This is a genomic window from Mycolicibacter algericus DSM 45454, from assembly GCF_002086455.1.
In the GTDB taxonomy this organism is placed as follows: Bacteria; Actinomycetota; Actinomycetes; order Mycobacteriales; family Mycobacteriaceae; genus Mycobacterium; species Mycobacterium algericum.
Window position 1 is genome coordinate 15,922 of sequence record NZ_MVHC01000016.1, and the last position, 20,959, is coordinate 36,880.

The following is a 20,959-nucleotide window of genomic DNA, read 5'->3' on the forward strand; positions in this document are numbered from 1 at the left end:
ATGAGGTGGCTACAGCCCGGAACCGCAGAGCGCAGCGAGGGGAGGGGCGGCGCTTGAGCGCTACGAGCAGCCGGACTCGCCCCGGCGACCAACCGAGACGCCCCGGTGGTGGGCGTTTCATGATCCCGCGACCGGTCGGTCGGGGGGATTCGGCCAATCCGTGGAACGCGTTGTGGGCGATGATGCTCGGATTCTTCGTGATCCTGGTGGATTCCACGATCGTGGCCGTCGCCAACCCCAGCATCATGGCGGCGCTCGACGTCGGCTACGACACGGTGATCTGGGTGACCAGCGCCTACCTGCTGGGGTATGCGGTGCCGCTGCTGGTCACCGGTCGGCTCGGCGATCAGTTCGGCCCGAAGAACCTCTACCTGGCCGGGCTGGCAGTGTTCACCGGCGCCTCACTGTGGTGCGGTCTGGCCGGCGGGATCGACATGTTGATCACGGCGCGCGCGGTGCAGGGGATCGGGGCCGCGCTGTTGACGCCGCAGACCCTGACGGTGATCACCCGGACGTTTCCCGCCGACCGCCGCGGGATGGCGATGAGCGTGTGGGGAGCGACGGCCGGAGTGGCGACGCTGGTCGGGCCGCTGGCGGGCGGGGTGCTGGTCGACGGGCTGGGCTGGGAGTGGATCTTCTTCGTCAATGTGCCGGTCGGCGTCCTCGGCTTGGTCCTGGCGTACGTGCTCATCCCCGACCTGCCGGTCCATCGACATCGATTCGACCTGATCGGGGTGGCGCTGTCGGGAATCGGCATGTTCCTGCTTGTCTTCGCGCTCCAGGAGGGCGAGTCGCAGGGCTGGGCGCCGTGGATCTGGGCGCTGATCGTCGGCGGTATCGGCTGCCTGGCGCTGTTCGTGTACTGGCAGGCGGTCACCGGGGGCGAGCCGCTGGTCCCGTTGCACATCTTTCGTGACCTCGACTTCGGTCTGGCCAACATCGGGGTAGCCGTCATCGGTTTCGCGGCCACCGCGATGGTGCTGCCGGTGATGTTCTATGCGCAGGCGGTGTGCGGCATGTCGCCGACCCGTGCGGCGCTGCTGACCGCACCGATGGCGATCGCCAGCGGGGTACTGGCCCCCGTCGTCGGCAAGATCGTCGACCGGGCCCACCCCCGGACGATGGTCGGGTTCGGCTTCTCGATGCTGGCGATCGCGCTGACGTGGCTGTCGATCGAGATGACGCCGGTCACCCCGGTCTGGCGGCTGCTGCTGCCGTTCACGGCCGTCGGTATCGGAATGGCGTTCATCTGGTCGCCGCTGGCTGCGACGGCCACCCGCAACCTTCCGCCGCACCTGGCCGGCGCCGGCTCCGGGGTCTACAACGCAACCCGCCAGATCGGGGCGGTGCTGGGCAGCGCCGGCATGGCGGCGTTCATGACGTCGCGGATCTCCACCAATCTGCCGCCGATGCCGGGTGGTCTGCACCCCGGGTCCGGTAACCGGAACCTGCCCGAATTCCTGCACGAGCCGTTCGCGGCGGCGATGTCGGAGTCGACGCTGCTACCGGCGTTCGTCACGCTGTTCGGCGTGATCGCGGCGCTGTTCATGGTCGGCTTCGTCATCGCGCCGGCTCGCCGGACGGCCCGGCCGATCGCGGATCTCGACGACGACGATTACCTCGATGGCGACGATTGCGACGACTTTGATGACCTCGACGAACTCGCTGACCGCCGCCGGGGTTCGGATGCCCCCGTCGTGGAGCGCGTCAGCCTGCCGCGTCACTTCGCGGCGTTGAGCACTCCACGCAGCGACGAAGCCGATGAAGTCGGCGAAGACGATGACCCGACCGAGCTGATTCCGGTCGTCGTCCCGAGTCGGCGGGGTCTCCGCCCGGCATCGCGCCGCCCCGGCCGCCACGACGCACATCAGGTGCCCTGGCCTGTCCGGCCTGCCCCGTCGGCGCGGCCGGTCCGGCGTGAAGTCCGCCCACCGATCCGGCATGAGGACCCTGCCACCGAGCCGCTGACCGTCGAGCTTCCGCCGGTAACCGCCGGGCCGCGGGGTGAGGACCCGACGCCGCTGCAGCACAACGGCTTTCATGTCGGTACCGGACGGCGCTACCGTCGGGTCGTCAACGGCGAACCGGTGCCGGATGTGCTGGCCAAGTTCGGGATCACCGGTGGGCGTCCGGGGCGCCGCAACCGGCACTATCGGGATGACGCCGACGACACCGACGAACTCGGGCGATACTCCCACCGCGACGATTGATCGCGCGGCCTATCGGGTGGTGTTGCCGATGATCTCGACGCCGGCGCCGTTCCAGTGGAACTTCACCAGGCCCGTCAACCCAGCGATGCCGCTGGCGTTCTGCAGGGCCACCGTGTCAGCGGTGCAGTGCGCGAGGTCGATTCCGTTGAACCCGTAGGTGTCCGGCACCGATTGCGGAAGGAACGCGCCGCGGTGAAACAGCACGGCACGCGTACTCGGCTTCTCGGCGTTGGTGTTGGCTTTCACGATCACCGCGGACAGGTCGGCGCACTCGCTGTAGTTACCGGCCAGCGGTTCCGGGCTCCAGGGCTGGCCGCTGCGCGGGTCTTTGGGCAGCTCCGAGACGGCCTTGGCGATCGCCGGGGCGGCCAGGTCGACCGCGCACGGGTCGGCCGGCGCCGGGCTGCCGGCCGGTGTCGACGTGGTGACGGGCGGCGCAGCCGTGGCGGTGGGGCTGGTGTTCTGCGGGGTCTTGGCGACGGTCGAGTCGCCCGAACCGCAACCGGCCAGCAGCGCCGCGGACAGTGCGCCCAGGCCGGCGAACAGTCCTAACGGTCTTGCGGCAAACACATCGGGCACCGTACCGGTGCGCGGCCGAGAACTTCGGGAGGCGCGGCCGACCGGCGTCGGCGGCTGCGAATCAGTGGTGGCGAATCGCAGGCCTGGTTGGCCGTAGACTGCTAGGCGTCATGACCTCGCCTGATGCCCCCGCCGGGCCGATCCCGGACTCGCCGGCCCCGCCCGCAAACGCACCTGTTACTACGTTCGCCGACCTGCAGATACACCCTTCGGTGCTGCAGGCCGTCGTCGACGTCGGCTACGAGACGCCATCGGCGATTCAGGCCGCCACCATCCCGGCACTGTTGGCGGGCTCCGACGTGGTCGGGCTGGCGCAGACCGGCACCGGTAAGACCGCGGCGTTCGCCATCCCGATCCTGTCGCGCATCGACACCGCCAGCAAGGCCACCCAGGCGCTGGTGCTGGCGCCCACCCGCGAGCTGGCGCTGCAGGTCGCCGAGGCGTTCGGGCGCTACGGCTCGCACCTGCCGCGCGTCAACGTGCTGCCGATCTACGGCGGCGCGTCCTACACCGTGCAGCTGTCGGGTCTCAAACGCGGCGCCCAGGTGGTGGTCGGCACCCCGGGCCGGGTCATCGACCACCTGGAGCGGGGCAGCCTGGACCTGTCGCACCTCGATTATCTGGTGCTCGACGAGGCCGACGAGATGCTGCAGATGGGTTTCGCCGAGGACGTCGAGCGCATCCTGGCCGACACCCCGGAGTACAAGCAGGTGGCGTTGTTCTCCGCGACGATGCCGCCGGCGATCCGCCGGATCACCACGCGCTATCTGCATGATCCGGTCGAGGTCACCGTCGAGGCGAAAACCACCACGGCGGAGAACATCTCGCAGCGCTACATCGAGGTCGCCGGTCCGCGCAAGATGGACGCACTGACGCGGGTGCTCGAGGTGGAGACGTTCGAGGCGATGATCGTGTTCGTCCGCACCAAGCAGGCCACCGAGGAGGTCGCCGAAAAGCTGCGCGCCCGAGGGTTTGCCGCCGCGGCGATCAACGGTGACATCGCTCAGGCGCAGCGCGAGCGGACCATCGCGTCGCTCAAGAGCGGCAATATCGACATCCTGGTGGCCACCGATGTCGCCGCCCGCGGCCTGGATGTCGAACGCATCTCGCACGTGGTCAACTACGACATCCCGCACGACACCGAGGCCTACGTGCACCGCATCGGCCGCACCGGGCGGGCCGGTCGATCGGGGACCGCGCTGTTGTTCGTCAGCCCGCGGGAACGCCACCTGCTCAAGGCGATCGAGCGGGCGACCCGCCAGAAGCTCACCGAGTCGACACTGCCCACCGTCGAGGACGTCAACGCCCAGCGAGTGGCGAAGTTCGCCGACTCGATCACCACCACCCTCGGTGCGGACGGCACCGATCTGTTCCGCAGCCTGGTCGAGGAGTACAGCCGGGAACACAACGTGCCGATGGCCGACATCGCCGCCGCGTTGGCGTTGCAGTCCCGCGACGGGGAGGCGTTCCTGATGGCGCCGGAACCGCCCGCCCGAGAACGCCGCTCACGCGACAGATCCGAGCGGCCCGACCGCAAGAGCGACCGCAAGGGTCCACCCAAGGAGGGGTTTGCCACCTACCGGATCGCGGTGGGCAAGCGCCACAAGGTCAACCCGGGCGCGATCGTGGGGGCGCTGGCCAACGAGGGCGGGCTGAACCGCAGCGACTTCGGCCACATCAGCATCCGGGTGGACCACTCGCTGGTGGAACTGCCCGCCAAGCTGTCGGGCAAGACGCTCAAGGCGCTGGAGCAGACCCGCATCCAGGGCCAGTTGATCAATCTGCGCCGGGACCGGCCGTCCGGCAAGCCCGCCCGCCACGGCGACGGGGGGACGCACCGGAAACGGATGGGATGACGCTGCCGAAGGAGGAGGTCGCCCAGGGCGGGCTCGAACAGGTCGCCCACGTCGATCGGGTCGCCTCGCTGACCGGTGTGCGCGCGGTGGCCGCGATCCTGGTCGTCGGCACCCATGCGGCCTACACCACCGGCAAGTACACCCACGGCTACGCGGGCCTGCTGGGCTCCCGGATGGAGATCGGTGTGCCGATCTTCTTCGTGCTCTCCGGTTTTCTGTTGTTCCGGCCTTGGGTGCGGGCCATTGCGTTCGATCGCCCCGATCCCTCGGTGCGGCGCTACGCCTGGCACCGGGTGCGGCGCATCATGCCCGCCTACGTCGTGACGGTGGCGCTGGCCTACCTGATCTATCACTTCCGCACCGCCGGACCGAACCCCGGCCACAACTGGATCGGTCTGCTGCGCAACCTGACGCTGACCCAGATCTACACCGACAACTACATGTTCGGCTATCTGCATCAGGGCCTCACCCAGATGTGGAGCCTGGCGGTGGAGGTCGCCTTCTACGTGGTGCTGCCGGGACTGGCCTACCTCACGCTGGTGTGGCTGTGCCGGCGCCAGTGGCGGCCGGTGCGATTGCTGGCGGCGCTGGCGGCGTTGGCGTTGATGAGCCCGGCGTGGCTGGTCTTGGTGCATACCACCGACTTCCTGCCCGACGGCGCCCGGCTGTGGCTGCCGACCTATTTGCTGTGGTTCCTGGGCGGCATGGCACTGGCGGTGCTGCAGGCCATGGGCGTGCGCTGCTACGGTTTCGTGGCGATCCCGTTGGCGCTCATCTGTTATCTGATCGCATCGACCCCGATCGCCGGGGAGCCCACCACGTCACCGACCGGAACGTCGGAGGCACTGGTCAAAGCGGTGTTCTACGCCGCGATCGCCACCTTGGCGGTGGCGCCGCTGGCGCTGGGCAACGAAGGCTGGTACGCGCGCCTGTTGGCCAGCCGGCCAATGGTGTGGCTGGGGGAGATCTCCTATGAGATCTTCCTGGTCCACCTGGTGCTCATGGAGGTGGTGATGGTGGAAGTGCTGCGCGCCCCGGTCTACACCGGATCGATGCTGAACCTGTTCGTGCTCACCATGGTGGTCACGATCCCGGTGTCATGGCTGCTGCACCGGTTCACCCGGGTGAGGTCCTGAGCCCCCGGCGGACCCATAGAGCCCGGCGGACCCATAGAGATAGTTGCCCGCCTTTGAGCGACAACGTTCGTTATGTCAACCCACAGCCCTCTGCTATATCCCCGATCTCGCCCGCGCCGACCCGAGCCGGTCCGGCGCAACGACGACCGGGACCACGAACTGCGCCAGCATCGCCTTCTCGTCGTCGGCGTCGCGCCCCGGAAAGCTCAGCAGCGACGTCATCACCCGCACCACCCAACGGGCACGCTGCTCGGTCTCGGCGTCCTTGCCGCCCAATCCCGACAGGAACGTCGTGACCATCACGGTGATGACGTCGGATCGTTCGGCCATCGCGGTGCCGATCGGCGGGCCGGTCTCGGCGAACCACGACGCCAGTGCCGGGTTGCCGCGCACCAGCGCCAGCGACTCGGTGATCCCGGTGATCAGCCGCTGCGCCGGGTCGTCGACGCCGTCGAGCCGTTCGGTGAGCTCGTGGTAGAGCGCGTTGGCCCAGCGGTGCACGTAGGCGGTGTGCAGCGCGTCGCGGCTCTCGAAGTAGCGATACAGCGTGGCGCGGGAACAGCCTGCGGCGCGGGCGATTTCGTTCATGCCCACCGATCCGGGGTCGTGGTCGGCGAACAGTTTCTCGGCCGCGTCGAGAATCTTCTCGGCGGCCAGTTCGCCGCGCTGATCCGCCAGCCAGGACCGCCCGGCCATCACGCCCCCGCGGTGAACGGCACCGACAGCGGTCGGCGCACGTAAGCGCCGCCGGCCCACCTGATCCCGGCTTCGTCGACGGTGAAGTCCGGGCAGCGGGCGAGCAGTTCCTCCAGCGCCACCCGCGCCTGCATGCGTGCGGCCTGGTTGCCGATGCAGTGGTGGGCGCCGTAGCCGAAGGTGAGGATCTGGCGGGGCTTGCGCAGCACGTCGAGTTCCCCGGCGGTCGGCCCGAACTGTTGCTCGTCGCGGTTGGCCGAGCCGTACAGCAGCAGCACCCGGCGGCCGGCCGGGATGGTGGTGTCGCCGATAGTGACGTCGCGGGTGGCGGTGCGCGCCAGACCCTGCACCGGTGAGGTCATCCGCAGCAGTTCCTCGACGGCCTCGTGGATCAACGAGGGGTCGTCGACCAGCAGTCGACGTTGATCCGGGTGCCGATGCAGCAATTGCGCTGAGCCGCCGAGCATTCCGGTGGTGGTGTCGTTGCCGCCGGTGACCATGGTGAAGGCGAACGCCAGGATCGCGAAGATCCCGGCGTCGTCGCCCGGAGCGCCCATGCCCGCGGCGACCAGGTGCGAGATGGTGTCCTCTTCCTGGTCGGTGCGGCGCCGTTCGATCAGTCCGCTGAAGTAGGTCATCATCTCGACGACCGCGTCACCGGCGGAGGCGACCCCGTCTTCGCTGACGGTGGCCGCGACGATGGCATCGGTCCAGCGATCGAACTGGGCGCGGTCGGCCTGCGGCACGCCGAGGAAGTGCGCGACGACCATCGACGGCAGCGGTTTGAACAGTTCGGTGACGATGTCGCCGGAGCCCGCCGCACGCAACCTCTCGATGCGCTCGACGACGAACTCCCGGACCTGCGACTCCAGGCGCTTGACGTGTGCGGGGGTGAACGCGCGCGCCACCAGCTTGCGGAACTCGGTGTGCCGCGGCGGGTCCTGCATCACCATCGGCGGGTTGTCCGCCAGGCCGATCATCTCCAGGTCGTTGTAGTTGATCGTCAGGCCCTTGGCCGAGGAGAACGTCTCATGGTCGGCGGCGGCCGCCCAGACGTCGGCGTGCCGGGACAGCACATAGTAGTCCTGGTCGGGGTGGCCGTCGGGGATCACGTGGTGGACCGGGTCGTGCTCGCGCAACGCGGCGTACATCGGGTAGGGATTCGGCCACGTCTCGGCATTGCACGGCACGAACTTCGGTCGAGACATCATCGTCGTCATGTCTCATTGGTACGACATCGATGATTAGCTGTCAATCCCCCCATCACCGCGAGTGGTCGTGTCCCCGGTCGACACGCCGGGCAGATTCCCGGGTTTGCGCACGCTGACCGCAGAAATTCCCGAGGGATCAGATCCCCGAGCCGGGATTGAGGATGTTCAGCGGATCCAGCGCCGCCTTGACCCGTTGGTTGAGTGCCATCGCGTCCGGGCCCAGCTGCTGGGCCAGCCACGGCCGCTTCAGCCGCCCGACACCGTGCTCCCCGGTGATGGTGCCGCCCAGCGACAGCGCCAGATCCATGATCTCGCCGTAGGCGGCTTCGGCGCGCTGCACGTGGTCGGGGTCGTTCGGGTCGTGGACGATCAGCGGGTGGGTGTTGCCGTCGCCGGCGTGGGCGATCACCGAGATCATCAAGCGGCGGTCCTCGGCGATCTGCTCGATGCCGGTGATCAGTTCCGCCAGCCTGGGCAGCGGCACCCCGACGTCCTCAAGCAACAACGGCCCCTTCGCCTCCACCGCCGGGATGCAGAACCGCCGGGCCGCGATGAAACCCTCGGCCTCGACCGGGTCGTCGGTGGAGAACACCTCCTTGGCGCCGTGTTCGGAGAACACCCGGGCCATCAGCTCGATATCCTCCGCGCCGGCGTGGCCTCGTTCGTCGGAGCCGGCCACCAGCATGGCGGCGGCGTCGCGGTCCAGCCCCATGCGCAGCTGGTCCTCGACGGCATTGATGGCCGCGCGGTCCATGAACTCCAGCATCGACGGGCGCAATCGCCCGGAGACATCCAGCACCGCGTCGGCCGCCGCGGCCACCGAGTCGAACGTGGCCACCACCACCGCGGAATTGGGCTGGGCCGGCAGCAGCCGCAGGGTCACCTCGGTGATCACCCCGAGGGTGCCCTCGCTGCCGACGAACAGTTTGGTCAGCGACAGCCCGGCGACGTCTTTCAGGCGCGGCCCGCCCAGTCGCACCGCCGTGCCGTCGGCCAGCACCACCTGCAGGCCCAGCACGTAGTCGGTGGTGACGCCGTACTTGACGCAGCACAACCCGCCGGCGTTGGTGGCGATGTTGCCGCCGATGCTGCAGATCTCGAACGACGACGGGTCCGGGGGATACCACAGCCCGTGTTCGGCAACGGCTTTCTTCACCTCGGCGTTGAACAGGCCCGGCTGGCAGACCGCGGTGCGGGTGACGGGGTCGACGGTGATGTCGCGCATCTTCTCGGTGCACAACACGATCCCGCCGTCGACGGCGGTGGCACCGCCGGACAGACCGGTGCCCGCACCCCGGGTCACCACCGGAACCCGGTGCTCGGCGGCCCACCGCATGACCGTCTGCACTTCCTCGGTGCGCAGCGGGCGCACCACGGCCAGCGGCGTGCCGGCCAACGGATCCAAGGCGTTGTCCTGCCGGTAGCCCGCGGTGATCGTCGGATCGGTCACCACCGTCCCGTCGGGCAGGTCGGCGATCAGCTGGGCCAGGGCATCCACGCGGGTCATCCTACGGAGCGGCAGCCGGCAGCCGATCCGAGAAAGCGCGCTTTTTCCGACATTGACCCGCTTCCCTGCTGCCACTAAGCTTTTCCTGTGTTTAACCTGAGAGACACGATCGGCAGGGCGGCACTGGCGGGCCTGGCGGTGACGCTGCCCCTGGGCGCGCTGGCCGGCGCCACGGCTGCCCGGGCTGAGATCGACGACCTGATCGACAGTGTCGCCGACGCCGCCTCGGTTCCGCTGACCGTCGCCGGTGACGGATTCGGCCAGCCCACCATCGACCTCTCCATCGGTGGGGGAGAAGCGATTTCGGTCGCGCTCGACACCGGCTCGCGGGGGCTGGTGGTCTCGATCTGGGACGTGCCCTGGCAGGACATCCTCAACGAGCTGCAGCACTTCAGCTTCGACGACATCAACTTCGGGGCGTTCCCGGCCGGCTTCACCGTCGGGCTGGACATCCCCACCTCGGTCGATTTCGGCAACGGCATCGTCGCCGAGCACACCATCGTCAACGGACTGCTGTTCAGTTTCCCGTTCTCGGCCATCGACGCCCAGGCGCAAGCCGGTGCGCCCGTGGACGGCATTCTGGGCATCGGCCCCAACGCCGGTGGCAGTCACCTGGTGACCGCGGACCTGCCCGGTGAGCTCGGCCAGGGAGTGTTGATCGACGAGCCCGGCGGGCGTCTGGTCTTCGGCGCACAACCCGACACCGTGGACGGAATGAGCCCGATCACGACCATCCAGGGTGCGCCGTTCCCCGGTGCTCCGCGCGACCTGGACCCCATCAAGATCCAGTTCGGCGACGGGCCGTTAGTGGAGACCGGAGCGGTCTTCGACAGCGGTGGCAAGGGCGGCTGGGTGACCTCGGACGCGTTTATGGACTATTTGCTCGCGGAGAACCCGCCGCCGGACCCCGATGTGTTCCGGCTGCTGGAGCAGTTCGAGATCGGTTTCGTCCCGGGCGGGCTACCGGTCTCGGTGTACGCGCCGGACGGCACGCTGCTCTACTCCTACGTCACGCAGGATTCCGCCATGACGGTCATGCCGAACTGGCTGATGAAGATGCTGGTGAACATCGACGGCGTGGTCAACACCGGCAACGCCGCGTTCCTGCACAACCCGGTGTACATCTCCAATACCGACGGCGGGGCGATGACCTTCTATGGAGCCACGCCGAATCCCGGGGCCAACACCGTCGAGCTGTGACGGGCGTGCTCAGCCGGCGTCGAACAGCGAGGCGAACAACGAGCCCAGGTCGGTGGGGGCGGTCTGCTCGACCAGCTCGGACATGTTCGCCCACTGCTGGGCGGCGGTCTCACCGACCTCCGTCGGCCAGGCGTCGTTGGCGGTCAGGATCACGGTGGCCAGGTCGTCGCGGGCATTGAGCAGTCCCGCGACGATGCCGCTGTTGGGGTCCAGCAGTGCGTCATTCAGCAGCGAGCCGGCCGTGCCGGGCAACAGCAGCGACAGCACGGATTGCGCCGCCGCCAGCTGGAACGGCAGGCTGATGTCACTCCACAGCAGCGGCAGGTTGTCGACCACCGCGGTCAGGCTGCCGAACGGGTCGGCTGCGATGCCGTGCCACACCGCGTCCCAATCCGGGCTCAGCGCGTCAGTGAATCGCAGCTCCAGCGGCGTTTCCGGCTCCGCGCCGAACACCGCCGCGAAATTGTCGTCACCGATGAGCCCCTTGAGCCCGGAGAACAGCAATTGCTGTATCAGCCAGCTGGGTTGGGCGCTCATCCGGGACACGTCCAGGGCGTAGTCATACGACAGCACCCGCTGGGTCATGTCGGCGGCGTATTCGGCTGCGCTGACGGTCGGGGTGTCGTCGGGCAGGTATTGGGCCACATCGGCCACCGGCACCACCTGCGTGGTCACCTCCGTACCGGTCGGGTCGGTTCCGTCGGGGAGGTTTTCGAACCGGGCGAAGATCTCGCCGTTGGGGATGCCGCCGGTGTCCAGCCAGTTCGCCACACCGGGGTTGGTGGCGCTGACCACGTAGTAGGTGTAGCCGTCGGCGGAGTGAAATGCCGTGGTGTTGTTCAACGTGGTCTGCGCCAGTGTGAACGGCAAGGCCGCGCCGTAGACGTTCATCAGCTCGATGCCTTTGTAGGCGGCCTCCACGTCCGGCACTTTGACGATCAAGGCTTGGCCGGGCTCCAGGTCGAAATTTCCCGCGGACACATCAGCACTGGGCAGACCGGTGGCGAACAGGCTGGTCTCGGTGGTCAGCGGGCTCATGGTGTTGGCGGGCTGTTGGATCCCGGCGATCTGGGCCAGTCCCATGTTCTGAGTGTTGAACGGCCCGGCGATCTTGGCGAAGGCGCTGAACAGCGTGGTCAGTGCGTCGTCGATCGAGGTGATCTTCGGTGGCGCCACCGTGTCGTCGCTGGGGAAGAAGCCGCCTTCGGGGATGGCGAAGAACGGTGGGCAGTCGGCCACGCAGTGGATGCTGACGTCGCTGGGCCCTTTCGCCCAGTCGCCCAGCATGTCCCGGATCAACAGCGAAGCCGCCCCCTGGATGGTGGCGCTGTCGTCGTCGATGAAGTTGACCGCGCCGCTGGGCGCCTCCGGGCCGATATAGACGGTGAAGGTGCCGTCGGGGTTGACCACCAGATCGTGGCCGAGTTCCAAGCTCTCCTTGCTGACGGCCTGGGAACCGGTGATCTGCTCGGTGGCGATGGCGAACGCCTCGGTTCCGCCACCGAGGGTGCCGGTGAGCTCATAGGTCGCGCCCGGGGCCAAGCCGGCGGTCACGTGGTAATAGATGTCCGGGGTGAAGAACTGGAAGTACTGCCGCGGGCTGGCGGCGTCGCCGGCGATCACCTCCGGGGATTGGAAGAACCATCCGTCGAACAACTCGGTGACCCGTGAAACCCCGGACATCAGCAGTTCGTAATTGGTGTTCTGCAGACTCGTCATCAGCGACGCGACGCCGTCCGGGGTCGCAAACGGCAGTGCCGCGTCGTCGGCCGCCGCCTGCTTCATCACGTCCAGCAGCGCATCGATCGCCTGCTGGACCTCCGCCGACACCGCCGTCAGCGCCACCGGCCGCGGCTGTGCCGGGCGGGTGGGCTGCATCGTGATCGCCAGACCACCGCCCGCCACGGCCATCGCGACTCCGGCCGCATAGAGCGCCTGGCTGCGTTTCTTACCTTGTCCGGTGGCCACGGCGACTCCTCTGCGCCCCAATGACAAATATTTGTCATTTGAATGACAACTGAAAATAGGATGAGACGGGACGCTACCGCTGGGTGGGCGTCAGCGCAAGGGGTCGATCCGACGCCGTACCATCGGTGATTCCCCGCAGACCCGGGCATATGCCGGAGAGCTAAGGAGGGCGATGGGCGGGCGAGACGACGAGAAGCGGGGAGGTTCTCCTCCCACTGATCGGGTCGTCGCCGTCGTCGGGTTATTGGCCGCTCAGTCGCAACCCAGTTCGATCGCGTCGATCGCCTCGCGGCTGGAATTGAACCGTGCCACGGTGACGTCGATCCTGCTGGCGCTCGAGCAGGCGGGTTGGGCGGTCCGCCGGGCCGACCGTAGCTACACCCTGGGGCCGGGGCTGATCGGCGTCGCCGACACCGTCCGGCGGCTGTGGCCGTTGTCGACCGAGAGCACGCACGTGATCGAGCAACTGGCCGAGCGGGCCGGGTGCGGCGCGGGGCTGGCCCTGGTGGGGCCTGCGGAGTTGAGTTTCCTGACGTTGGTGCGTGGCCGCGGCCGTATCCCGGCCGGCGTCGGTGTCGGGGTCCGGTTGCCGCTGATCGCCCCGGTCGGCGCCACCGTGGTCGCCCACCGGGATGCGTCGGCGCAGCAGGCGTGGCTGGAGTCGGCGCACGGGGTCGGCCGCGACGTGCTCGACGACGTGCTGGCGCAGGTGCGAAGCAACGGCGTCGTGGTGTTCGGCCTGGGTGGTCCGGGACTGGCGGCGCTGGATGTGCTGGCCGAGGTGGTGGATCTGCTCGACGAGCATCCCCGTCGCGCGGCGCTGCGCCAGCGGGTCTTCGAGCTGCTCACCGGCGTTAACGGGAACCCTTACACCGCAACACAACTGGCGACGGCCGAGCCGCTGTCGGTGAGCTATCTGGCGGCGCCGGTCTTCGACAACGGCGAGGCGACCTACGAATTGCAGTTGGGGCCGCTGCGGCGGGACGTGAGCGCAGCCGACCGGGACCGCTACATCCGCGAGATCCGGGCGACCGCCCAACAGCTGTCTTCTTGACCCGCTTCTCGTGGCCGATCGGTCGGCGGCAGGATGGTGTCATGCTCGCCCACCCGCGCACCGGTCAGCTCTTCGACTCCCCGGTGCCTGCGGGTACCGGCTGGCCCGGCGACCCGGCCACCCCGGAAACCCCGCAAGCCGCCGACGCCGCGCGGGTGGCCCGGCTGGCCGGCCAAACCGAGACGATCGCCGAATTGGATGCGCTGATCAGTGTGTGCCGGGCCTGCCCGCGGCTGGTGAGCTGGCGCGAAGAGGTGGCCGCAACCAAGCGGAAATCGTTTGCCGACCAACCCTATTGGGGACGCCCGGTGCCCGGCTGGGGGTCACCGACACCGCAGCTCGTCATCGTCGGGCTGGCGCCGGCCGCCAACGGCGCGAACCGCACCGGGCGGATGTTCACCGGCGACCGCTCCGGTGACCAGCTCTACGCCGCATTGCACCGTGCCGGGCTGGTCAACCAGCCGACCAGCGTCGATGCCGCCGACGGCCTGCAGGCCAACAAGATCCGGATCATCGCCCCGGTACGCTGCGCCCCGCCGGACAACTCACCGACGACGGTCGAGCGCAACACCTGCGCGCCGTGGATCGACGCCGAATGGCGGCTGATCGCCCCGCATGTGCGGGTGATGGTCGCGCTGGGCGGCTTCGCCTGGCAGATAGCGCTGCGGGTGGCCACCGACCAGCCGCCCAAACCCAAACCGAAGTTCGGTCACGGCGCCCTGGCCGAACTCAGCCCGACGCTGCGGTTGCTGGGCTGCTATCACCCCAGCCAGCAGAACATGTTCACCGGCAGGCTCACCCCGGCGATGCTCGACGACATCTTCGGGCGGGCCGCTGAGCTGGCGGGACTATCCGGCTGAACCGCCGCGTTGACTATCAACGTGCGCCTATCCGTTCTTGACCTCGTCCCCGTCCGCACCGACCAGTCCACCGCCGACGCGCTGGCCGCCACGGTGCGACTGGCCCAGGCCGCCGACCGGCTCGGTTTCACCCGCTACTGGGTGGCCGAGCACCACAACATGCCCTCGGTCGGCGCCACCAGCCCACCGGTGTTGCTGGCCTACCTGGCCGCGCAGACCGCACGGGTGCGGCTGGGCTCGGGCGGGGTGATGCTGCCCAATCACGCCCCGTTGGCCGTCGCCGAGCAGTTCGCGCTGCTCGAGGCCGCCGCGCCCGGCCGTGTCGACCTGGGCATCGGGCGGGCGCCCGGCTCGGATCCGGTCACCTCGTTCATGCTGCGCTCCGGCCGGGGCGACGAAGACATCGCGAACTTCCCCGACTATCTCGACCAGGTGCGGGCGATGATGAGCAGCCGCGGCGTGCAGGTCCAACTGCGCGACGGCGACTACCTGCTCAAGGCCACCCCGGCCGCCACGAGCGAGCCGCGGCTGTGGCTGTTGGGCTCCAGCATGTATTCGGCGCGGCTGGCCGCGGCCAAGGGCCTGCCGTACGTGTTCGCCCACCACTTCTCCGGCCACGGCACCGAGGAGGCGCTGGCCTATTACCGGGAGCATTTCACCGCCAGTGAGATGTGCCCCGAGCCGACGACCTTCCTGACCGTGAACGCCGCGGTTGCCGAAACCTACGACGAGGCAACGGCATTGATGCTGCCCAACCTGCAGATGATGGCCCGGTTGCGCACCGGTCGGCCGCTGGGGGCGGTCGATTTGGTCGAGGATGCGCAGGCCGCGCGCATCTCCGACGCCGAACAGCGCATCGTCGACGGCGGACTGCGGCGCGCGGTGGTGGGCGCACCCGCCGAGGCGGCCGATCAGCTCAAGGCGCTGGCCGCACACTTCGACGTCGACGAGGTGATGGTCAACCCGGTGGCCTCGGCGCGGCGCGGCACCGACCCGGCCACCGCGCCCGGGCGCGAGCAGACGTGCGAACTGCTCGCCAAAGAGCTGTTCTAGCCGCTGAAGATCGTCGTCCCGAAACCGCTGGGCCGGTAGTCGATGTAGATCGGGTTCTCCGAGAACGGGAAGTAGCCGCTGTTCATCGAGGAGTTCGACCACACCCACGGGCTGTTGGACGAGGTGGTCGTGTAGGAGTACAGCAGGGTCTGGCCGTCGGCGGTGTACACCGAGATCTCGGTACCGACCGGCAGCTGCGAGCCGATGCCGGCACTGGGAATCAGCCACTGCGGGACACTGCCGAACATGCCGCCGGAGTCGATCGACGTGGAAACCGGCTGCGGCACACCGCCGTTGATCGACACCATGGTGTCGACGAACGGTGAACCGGGTACCGACAGTTCCGGGTCCAGCGGGTTGGGGCCGAACACCACCTCGCCGCGGGTGGCGTCGATGAGCACACCCTGGTTCAGTGCGCCCGGCAGCGCCGAGATGATCGTCGAGGTGCCGGAGAAACCGTTGTTCGGCCCGATGCCCAGCACCCCGACGATGTTGTACTGGTTGAAGTACTGCGTCATCAGCGCCGTGGACGACGGGTCGACGATATTGACCGCGGTGGGATCGGTGACCAGATCCTCGAAGCAGGTGCCCGCCTTGTCGCAGAACCCGACCGTGGTGTCGTAGGTGGTGTAGCTGTAGGACTGACCGCCCAGGCCGGCGTAGCTTGCGCTGCCGGCGAAGACCGAGTCGCCCAGGCCCTGACTGCTGCCCAGGATCGTCAACCCGGTGGAACCGGTGTCGATCTGGACCGGCACCGGCGGCCCGCCGTTGATCGAGATGTAGACGATCGGGCTGATCCCGCCGCTTTGCAGATACAGCGGAATGGTCGCGTTGACCGGGCCGTCGGGCCCGCCAGCGATCCCGTCGGACGCGCTGCCCGAGCCGGCGCCGCCGCTGCCCCCGGCACCGTTGGCCCCGTTGCTGCCGACCGGTCCGCCGTCGCCTCCGGTACCGCCGTTGCCGCCATCGCCTCCCGCGGCGCCGGCCCCACCGGCGGCCACACTGCCCGCGGCTCCACCGGCGCCGCCGTCACCGGCCGCTCCACCGTGCACGTTGGTGGAGGCCAGCGTGGTGTCGCCGCCGTGACCGCCGTTGCCGCCGTCGCCGCCCGCGCCGGCATTGCCGCCGGCGCCCGCGAGGGCACCCGAGCCACCGGCCCCGCCGGAACCGGCATTGCCGCCCGCCCCGCCGTCGCCGCCGTCGCCACCGCTGGACCCCTGCGAGTAGAAGTCGCCGGTGGCGTCCCCGCCGTGCGCCCCGGCACCGCCCACTCCGCCGTTGCCGCCGCTGCCGCCGTTGAACCCGGCATCGCCGACGCCGCCGGTCCCGCCGGCTCCGGCCGCTCCACCGTTGCCGCCGGCACCGCCGATCCCGACCGGTGCCCGGTTGATTCCGGGCTGGGCGAAGGAGCCCGACCCGGGCGAGCCGCCGTCGCCGGCCGCCCCGCCGTTGCCGCCGGTGCCACCGGTGCCACCCGAACTGGCCACCCCGACGCCGCCGCTGCCGCCGCCACCGCCGGTCCCGCCACCGCCGCCGGCACCGCCGTCACCGTTGGTGCCGAACCGGCCGTGCTCGCCCAGGGCGGCGTTGCCCTGGTAGGACGAGCCGCCCGCGCCACCGGAACCGCCGGCACCGCCGTGGCCGCCATCGAAGCCGGTACCACCGCCGGAGGCGCCGTCGTCGCCGAGTCCGCCATTGCCGCCCACGCCGCCTGCCCCGCCGTCGCCGCCGCTGCCGTACTGGACGTTGTTGGCGACGTCCAGGGTGGCGATGCCGTTGCCGCCGCCGTTGCCGCCGGCCCCGCCCGCGCCGCCGGCGCCGCCGTTGCCGGTGCCGGCGCCATGCGCGCTGACACTGCTGCCGCCGGCCCCACCGGCCCCACCGGCCCCACCGTTGCCACCGCTGCCGGGCAGCGTGGCGCTGGGGGGGAGCTGGGATTGGTCCAGACCGCGGCCACCGTCACCGGCCGTGCCGCCGGCCCCGCCCGCGCCGCCGTTGCCGTCGCCCAGCGAGTTGCCGCCGTTGCCGCCGGCCCCACCGTTGCCACCGTCACCGGCATTGCCGTCGTTGATAGCGGCGACGCCGTTCGCGCCGTTCGCGCCGTTGCCGCCGGCCCCGCCGGCGCCACCGTTGCCGTGCAGACTGCCGGTTCCGCCGTCGCCGCCGTTGCCGCCGTTGGCACCGGGCAGGGCGTTCGGGTCGGATGCCGCGTCGTAGCCGTTGCCGCCGGCGCCGCCGTCTCCGGCGCGCCCGGTGGGCGCCGCCCCGGCGGCCCCGCTGAGTCCCTGGGTGGAGCCCGTGCCGCCGTCGCCGCCGTGGCCGCCGGCGCCGATGAGGCCACCGTTGCCGCCGCGACCGCCGTCGGGATTGCTCGCGTCGCCGTGGCCGCCGGCCCCGCCGTCGCCGGGATTGCCGCCGGCGCCGCCGGTTCCGCCGTTGCCGCCGGCCCCCTGCAGGCCGGCGGTGCCGTGTGCTGAGGTGCCGCCCGCGCCGCCGTTGCCGCCCGTGCCGCCGTTACCGCCGGCCATGCCGTTGCCGCCGTTGCCGCCGGCGCCGCCCGCGACGGTCGCGTCGGCCCCGGTCGACCCCGACCCGCCTGCCCCACCGGTACCGCCGGTGCCGCCGGTTCCGCCGCGGCCGCCGTCGCCGTACTGGGCCGACAAGCTGGAGCCGCCCGCACCGCCGACACCGCCCAGGCCGCCGGCGCCGCCGACGAAGCCCGCTGTCCCGGCCACCCCGGTGGCCCCGATCCCGCCGTTGCCGCCGGCCCCGCCGTTGCCGAACCACCAGGCGATCGCGTCACCGCCGGCTCCGCCGGCCCCGCCGACACCGCCGTTGATACCGATCCCGCCGTCGCCGCCGGCGCCGCCGTTGCCCATGATCGACCCGCCGGCGCCACCGATGCCCCCGGCGGCACCGGCGCCGCCGTCACCGCCGGCCCCACCGTCGCCGAACATGCCGGCCGCCCCGCCGTTGCCGCCGGCCACCCCGGCGGCGCTCTGGTCGTAGCCGTCGCCGCCGTCGCCGAACCACAGGCCGCCGGCGCCGCCGTGGGGGTTCTCCGCCGTCCCGTCGACGCCGTTGCCGATCACGTAGGACCCGAGCATCTGGTTGATGCCGTCGTTGATCTGTTCGCCGAAGGGGCTGGTGATCCAGGCCTGGATGGACGCATGCAGCGGGTCGTAGAAGAGTTGGTCGAACCACGCCGCGGAGTCCAGCGGGTCGGAGTCGGCGGCCACCCCCGGGGTGAACAGGTCGATGAGCCAGTCCAGGTCGGCGTCGGCGTGTGCCGACGGTGCCGCACTGAGGGGGCCGAGCCCGAACGACCCACCGATGGCCCCGGCCGCGAGCACGGCGCCGATCGCGGTGCGAGTCCGGCGCCGGTGACTTGGCTGCGAATTACGTCGGCGCATCGCCCACCTTGCCTAGATCGAGGGCGAAGCCTGCCCGGAGGCCCACGCACCACCGCGTGGTCCAGTCAAAGTACTACCTAAGGAAGGACTTAACAACGGACAAGTGGGTTCCGACGGCAGAATTGCGGGCGGTTAAGTGGACGGGACGGGTGTCAGGACCACGACCGGGATCGGGCGGGTGGTTCGCCGTTGGTAGGCCTCGTAACGGTGGGCGTTGTTGGCGTTGACGATCTGCCACAGCCGGGCATAGTCCGGGTCGTCGGGCAGTACCGGCCGCGCGGTGACGGCGAAGCGCCGCGGCCCGACGTTGATCTCGACGTCCGGATGCGCCTTGAGGTTGTGGTACCAGCCGGGGGAGCGCGGCGCCCCGCCCATCGACGCCACGATCAGGTAGGTGTCCCCGTCTCGGGCGTAGGTCAGTGAATTGGTGCGGGTCTGGCCGGTCTTGGCGCCGACGGTGTGCAGCAGCAGGCTGGGCGGCACGCCGGGAAACCGGTGCCCGATCCGTCCGTTGCTGCCCTGATACAGCTTGTCGTGCAGGCGCAGCAGTCGCACCCCGAGTTGGTCTTCGACCCAGCGGGAGATGTCCATGACTCAGTCTGGCGCAGCAGCGTCCAACCGTGCCACCGCCGCGCGCAACAGCTCCCCGGTGCGCTCGCGGTCGGGGTCTCGGCGCACCAGCATGCCCTTGGCGAAGGACAGCTTGTCGCCTAGACCGACACCGCGGCGCGGCACCACGTGCAGGTGGATGTGGAACACGCTCTGAAACGCCGCCTTGCCGTCGTTGATCGCCAGGTTGTTGCCATCGGCGTGCAGCCCGGAGGCCCGAGCCGCCCGGGCAACTCGCTGCCCGACCGCGAGCATGCCGGCCAGCGTGGCCGCCGGGGTGTCGGTCAGGTCCACGAAATGCTGTTTGGGAATCACCAGGGTGTGGCCGCGGGTGAACGGCCGGATGTCGAGGAACGCCAGGTAGTCGTCGTCTTCGAAGATCCGCACGGCCGGGGCGTCGCCGGAGACCACGGCGCAGAACACGCAGGACATCTCGCCACGTTAGCCGTTCAGCGCGGCGGCCATCGCGTCGATGGCGCGGTCCAGGATCGCCCGGGTGGTGCCGAAGTTCAGCCGCGCAAAGCCGGGACCGGCCCCGAACGGGATGCCGGGACTCAACGCCACCCGCGCATTGGCCAGCAGATAGTCGGCCGGCTCGGCGGGCAGCGCCAATTCCCGGAAGTCCACCCAGGCCAGGTAGGTGGCCTCGGGCCGGTTGACCCGCAGCCCCGGCACCGCCGCGGGCAGCACCCGGCTCAGGTGGTCGCGGTTGACCCGCAGGTAGGCCAGCAGGCCGTCGAGCCAATCGGCGCCGTGGGTGTAGGCGGCGATATTGGCGCGGATACCGACGGTGGCCGCGCCCATGACGTGCAGCATGTTGATCTTGCGCCACGCGTCGACGTCACGCTGGTTGGACATGATCACCTGGGCGCACATCAGGCCGGGCAGGTTCCAGCCCTTGGACGCCGACATCAGCGTGACGACGGTGTCGGCGGCGGCCTCGGACACCGAGGCGGCGGGCACATGGCGGCCGTCGTAGACCAGCGGTGCGTGGATCTCGTCGGTGATCACCCTGGCGCCGTGGCGGGCGGCGATCTCGACGATCGCGCTGATCTCGGCGGCGGTGAACGCGGTGCCCAGCGGATTGTTCGGGTTGCAGAGGATCAGCGACCCGGCGCCGGCGGCGAACGCGGCGTCCAGCGCATCCAAGTCGATCACGTACCGTCCGGAATCCTGTTGCAGCATCGGGATTTCCACCCGCTGCCGTCCGGAGACCTGCAGCAGGTCGAAGAACGGCATGTAGGCCGGCACCGGCAGCACCACCGGGCTCTCCGGGCGGGTGAGAAACGCGATGACGACTTCCATGCCCTTGAGCACGTCGGGCACGGTGCGCACCCACTCGGGCCGGACGGCCCAGCCGTAACGCTGCTCGCACCAGCGCGCGGTGGCCACCGGAAGGGCGTCGGAGCCCAGCGCCGGATAACCGAACTCCTCGTCGGACACGCAGGCCCGCACCCCGTCGAGCACCGCCGGCGCGGTCGGAAAATCCATCTCGGCGATCCACAGCGGCAGCACGTCGGGACCGTAGTGATTCCACTTGATGGTGTTGCGGGCGCGCAGCAGCTCGTCGGTCAGGGAGTCGAAGACTTCAGCCACACCGACAGTCT

At 69.9% G+C, this 20,959-nt stretch carries 16 protein-coding genes; 7 read left to right on the top strand and 9 right to left on the bottom strand.

The features are described 5' to 3' along the window. Positions 1–119: 119 nt before the first annotated feature. Positions 120–2,210, top strand: coding sequence for an MFS transporter (locus BST10_RS14750; protein ID WP_205277377.1), 2,091 nt, complete (start codon positions 120–122; stop codon positions 2,208–2,210). A gap of 9 nt (positions 2,211–2,219) precedes the next feature. Here BST10_RS14750 and BST10_RS14755 read toward each other — a convergent pair whose 3' ends face one another. Beyond that, complete coding sequence (locus BST10_RS14755; protein WP_109559530.1) at positions 2,220–2,780, bottom strand: LppP/LprE family lipoprotein; 561 nt, start codon at positions 2,778–2,780, stop codon at positions 2,220–2,222. Between the two features lie 119 nt (positions 2,781–2,899). Between BST10_RS14755 and BST10_RS14760 the strand changes: the two genes are divergently transcribed. Both BST10_RS14760 and BST10_RS14765 read left to right on the top strand, forming a co-directional pair. Continuing rightward, entirely contained in the window at positions 2,900–4,645 is a 1,746-nt protein-coding gene (locus BST10_RS14760) for a DEAD/DEAH box helicase (protein WP_083038590.1), read from the top strand. Continuing rightward, positions 4,642–5,781 carry an acyltransferase family protein gene (locus BST10_RS14765; protein ID WP_083038592.1) on the top strand — a complete coding sequence of 380 codons (1,140 nt, stop codon included), beginning with the start codon at positions 4,642–4,644 and terminating at the stop codon, positions 5,779–5,781. Before BST10_RS14760 ends, BST10_RS14765 begins: the two co-directional genes overlap by 4 nt. A 93-nt stretch (positions 5,782–5,874) precedes the next feature. On the opposite strand, the gene BST10_RS14770 is transcribed toward BST10_RS14765, so the two are convergent. The 3 genes from BST10_RS14770 to BST10_RS14780 all read right to left on the bottom strand — a co-directional run bounded on the left by BST10_RS14770 (position 5,875) and on the right by BST10_RS14780 (position 9,186). Continuing rightward, positions 5,875–6,477, bottom strand: a complete 603-nt coding sequence (locus BST10_RS14770; RefSeq protein ID WP_083038594.1) for a TetR/AcrR family transcriptional regulator — start codon at positions 6,475–6,477, stop codon at positions 5,875–5,877. Next, positions 6,477–7,688 (bottom strand): cytochrome P450, encoded by a 1,212-nt coding sequence (locus BST10_RS14775; protein WP_109559531.1) that lies wholly within the window; start codon positions 7,686–7,688, stop codon positions 6,477–6,479. Before BST10_RS14775 ends, BST10_RS14770 begins: the two co-directional genes overlap by 1 nt. A gap of 136 nt (positions 7,689–7,824) precedes the next feature. Further along, entirely contained in the window at positions 7,825–9,186 is a 1,362-nt protein-coding gene (locus BST10_RS14780) for an FAD-binding oxidoreductase (protein WP_235673563.1), read from the bottom strand. A 96-nt stretch (positions 9,187–9,282) separates the two neighbouring features. Here BST10_RS14780 and BST10_RS14785 point away from each other — a divergent pair, with 96 nt between their 5' ends. Further along, positions 9,283–10,395, top strand: coding sequence for a hypothetical protein (locus BST10_RS14785; RefSeq protein ID WP_083038600.1), 1,113 nt, complete (start codon positions 9,283–9,285; stop codon positions 10,393–10,395). Between the two features lie 9 nt (positions 10,396–10,404). Here BST10_RS14785 and BST10_RS14790 read toward each other — a convergent pair whose 3' ends face one another. Further along, the gene (locus BST10_RS14790) at positions 10,405–12,363 is read right to left on the bottom strand and encodes a hypothetical protein (protein ID WP_083038602.1); all 1,959 of its coding nucleotides are present in this window, start codon (positions 12,361–12,363) and stop codon (positions 10,405–10,407) included. A gap of 172 nt (positions 12,364–12,535) precedes the next feature. Here BST10_RS14790 and BST10_RS14795 point away from each other — a divergent pair, with 172 nt between their 5' ends. The 3 genes from BST10_RS14795 to BST10_RS14805 are packed head-to-tail and all read left to right on the top strand — an operon-like array spanning position 12,536 to position 15,330. Further along, positions 12,536–13,417: a helix-turn-helix domain-containing protein gene (locus BST10_RS14795; RefSeq protein ID WP_083038604.1), complete on the top strand. Its 882-nt coding sequence runs from the start codon at positions 12,536–12,538 to the stop codon at positions 13,415–13,417. Positions 13,418–13,458: 41 nt separating this feature from the next. Continuing rightward, positions 13,459–14,277 carry a uracil-DNA glycosylase gene (locus tag BST10_RS14800; protein ID WP_083038606.1) on the top strand — a complete coding sequence of 273 codons (819 nt, stop codon included), beginning with the start codon at positions 13,459–13,461 and terminating at the stop codon, positions 14,275–14,277. A gap of 21 nt (positions 14,278–14,298) precedes the next feature. After that, a complete protein-coding gene (locus BST10_RS14805) occupies positions 14,299–15,330 on the top strand; it encodes an LLM class flavin-dependent oxidoreductase (protein WP_083038608.1) in 1,032 nt (343 codons plus the stop codon). Here BST10_RS14805 and BST10_RS23320 read toward each other — a convergent pair. The 4 genes from BST10_RS23320 to BST10_RS14825 all read right to left on the bottom strand — a co-directional run bounded on the left by BST10_RS23320 (position 15,327) and on the right by BST10_RS14825 (position 20,948). Continuing rightward, positions 15,327–18,743 carry a PecA family PE domain-processing aspartic protease gene (locus tag BST10_RS23320; RefSeq protein WP_163762302.1) on the bottom strand — a complete coding sequence of 1,139 codons (3,417 nt, stop codon included), beginning with the start codon at positions 18,741–18,743 and terminating at the stop codon, positions 15,327–15,329. The genes BST10_RS14805 and BST10_RS23320 overlap by 4 nt on opposite strands. A 132-nt stretch (positions 18,744–18,875) precedes the next feature. Further along, a complete protein-coding gene (locus tag BST10_RS14815; protein ID WP_083038610.1) occupies positions 18,876–19,334 on the bottom strand; it encodes a nitroreductase family deazaflavin-dependent oxidoreductase in 459 nt (152 codons plus the stop codon). A 3-nt stretch (positions 19,335–19,337) separates the two neighbouring features. After that, positions 19,338–19,784 (bottom strand): HIT family protein, encoded by a 447-nt coding sequence (locus tag BST10_RS14820; RefSeq protein WP_083038612.1) that lies wholly within the window; start codon positions 19,782–19,784, stop codon positions 19,338–19,340. Between the two features lie 9 nt (positions 19,785–19,793). Continuing rightward, complete coding sequence (locus tag BST10_RS14825; protein WP_083038614.1) at positions 19,794–20,948, bottom strand: MalY/PatB family protein; 1,155 nt, start codon at positions 20,946–20,948, stop codon at positions 19,794–19,796. Between the last annotated feature and the right edge of the window lie 11 nt (positions 20,949–20,959).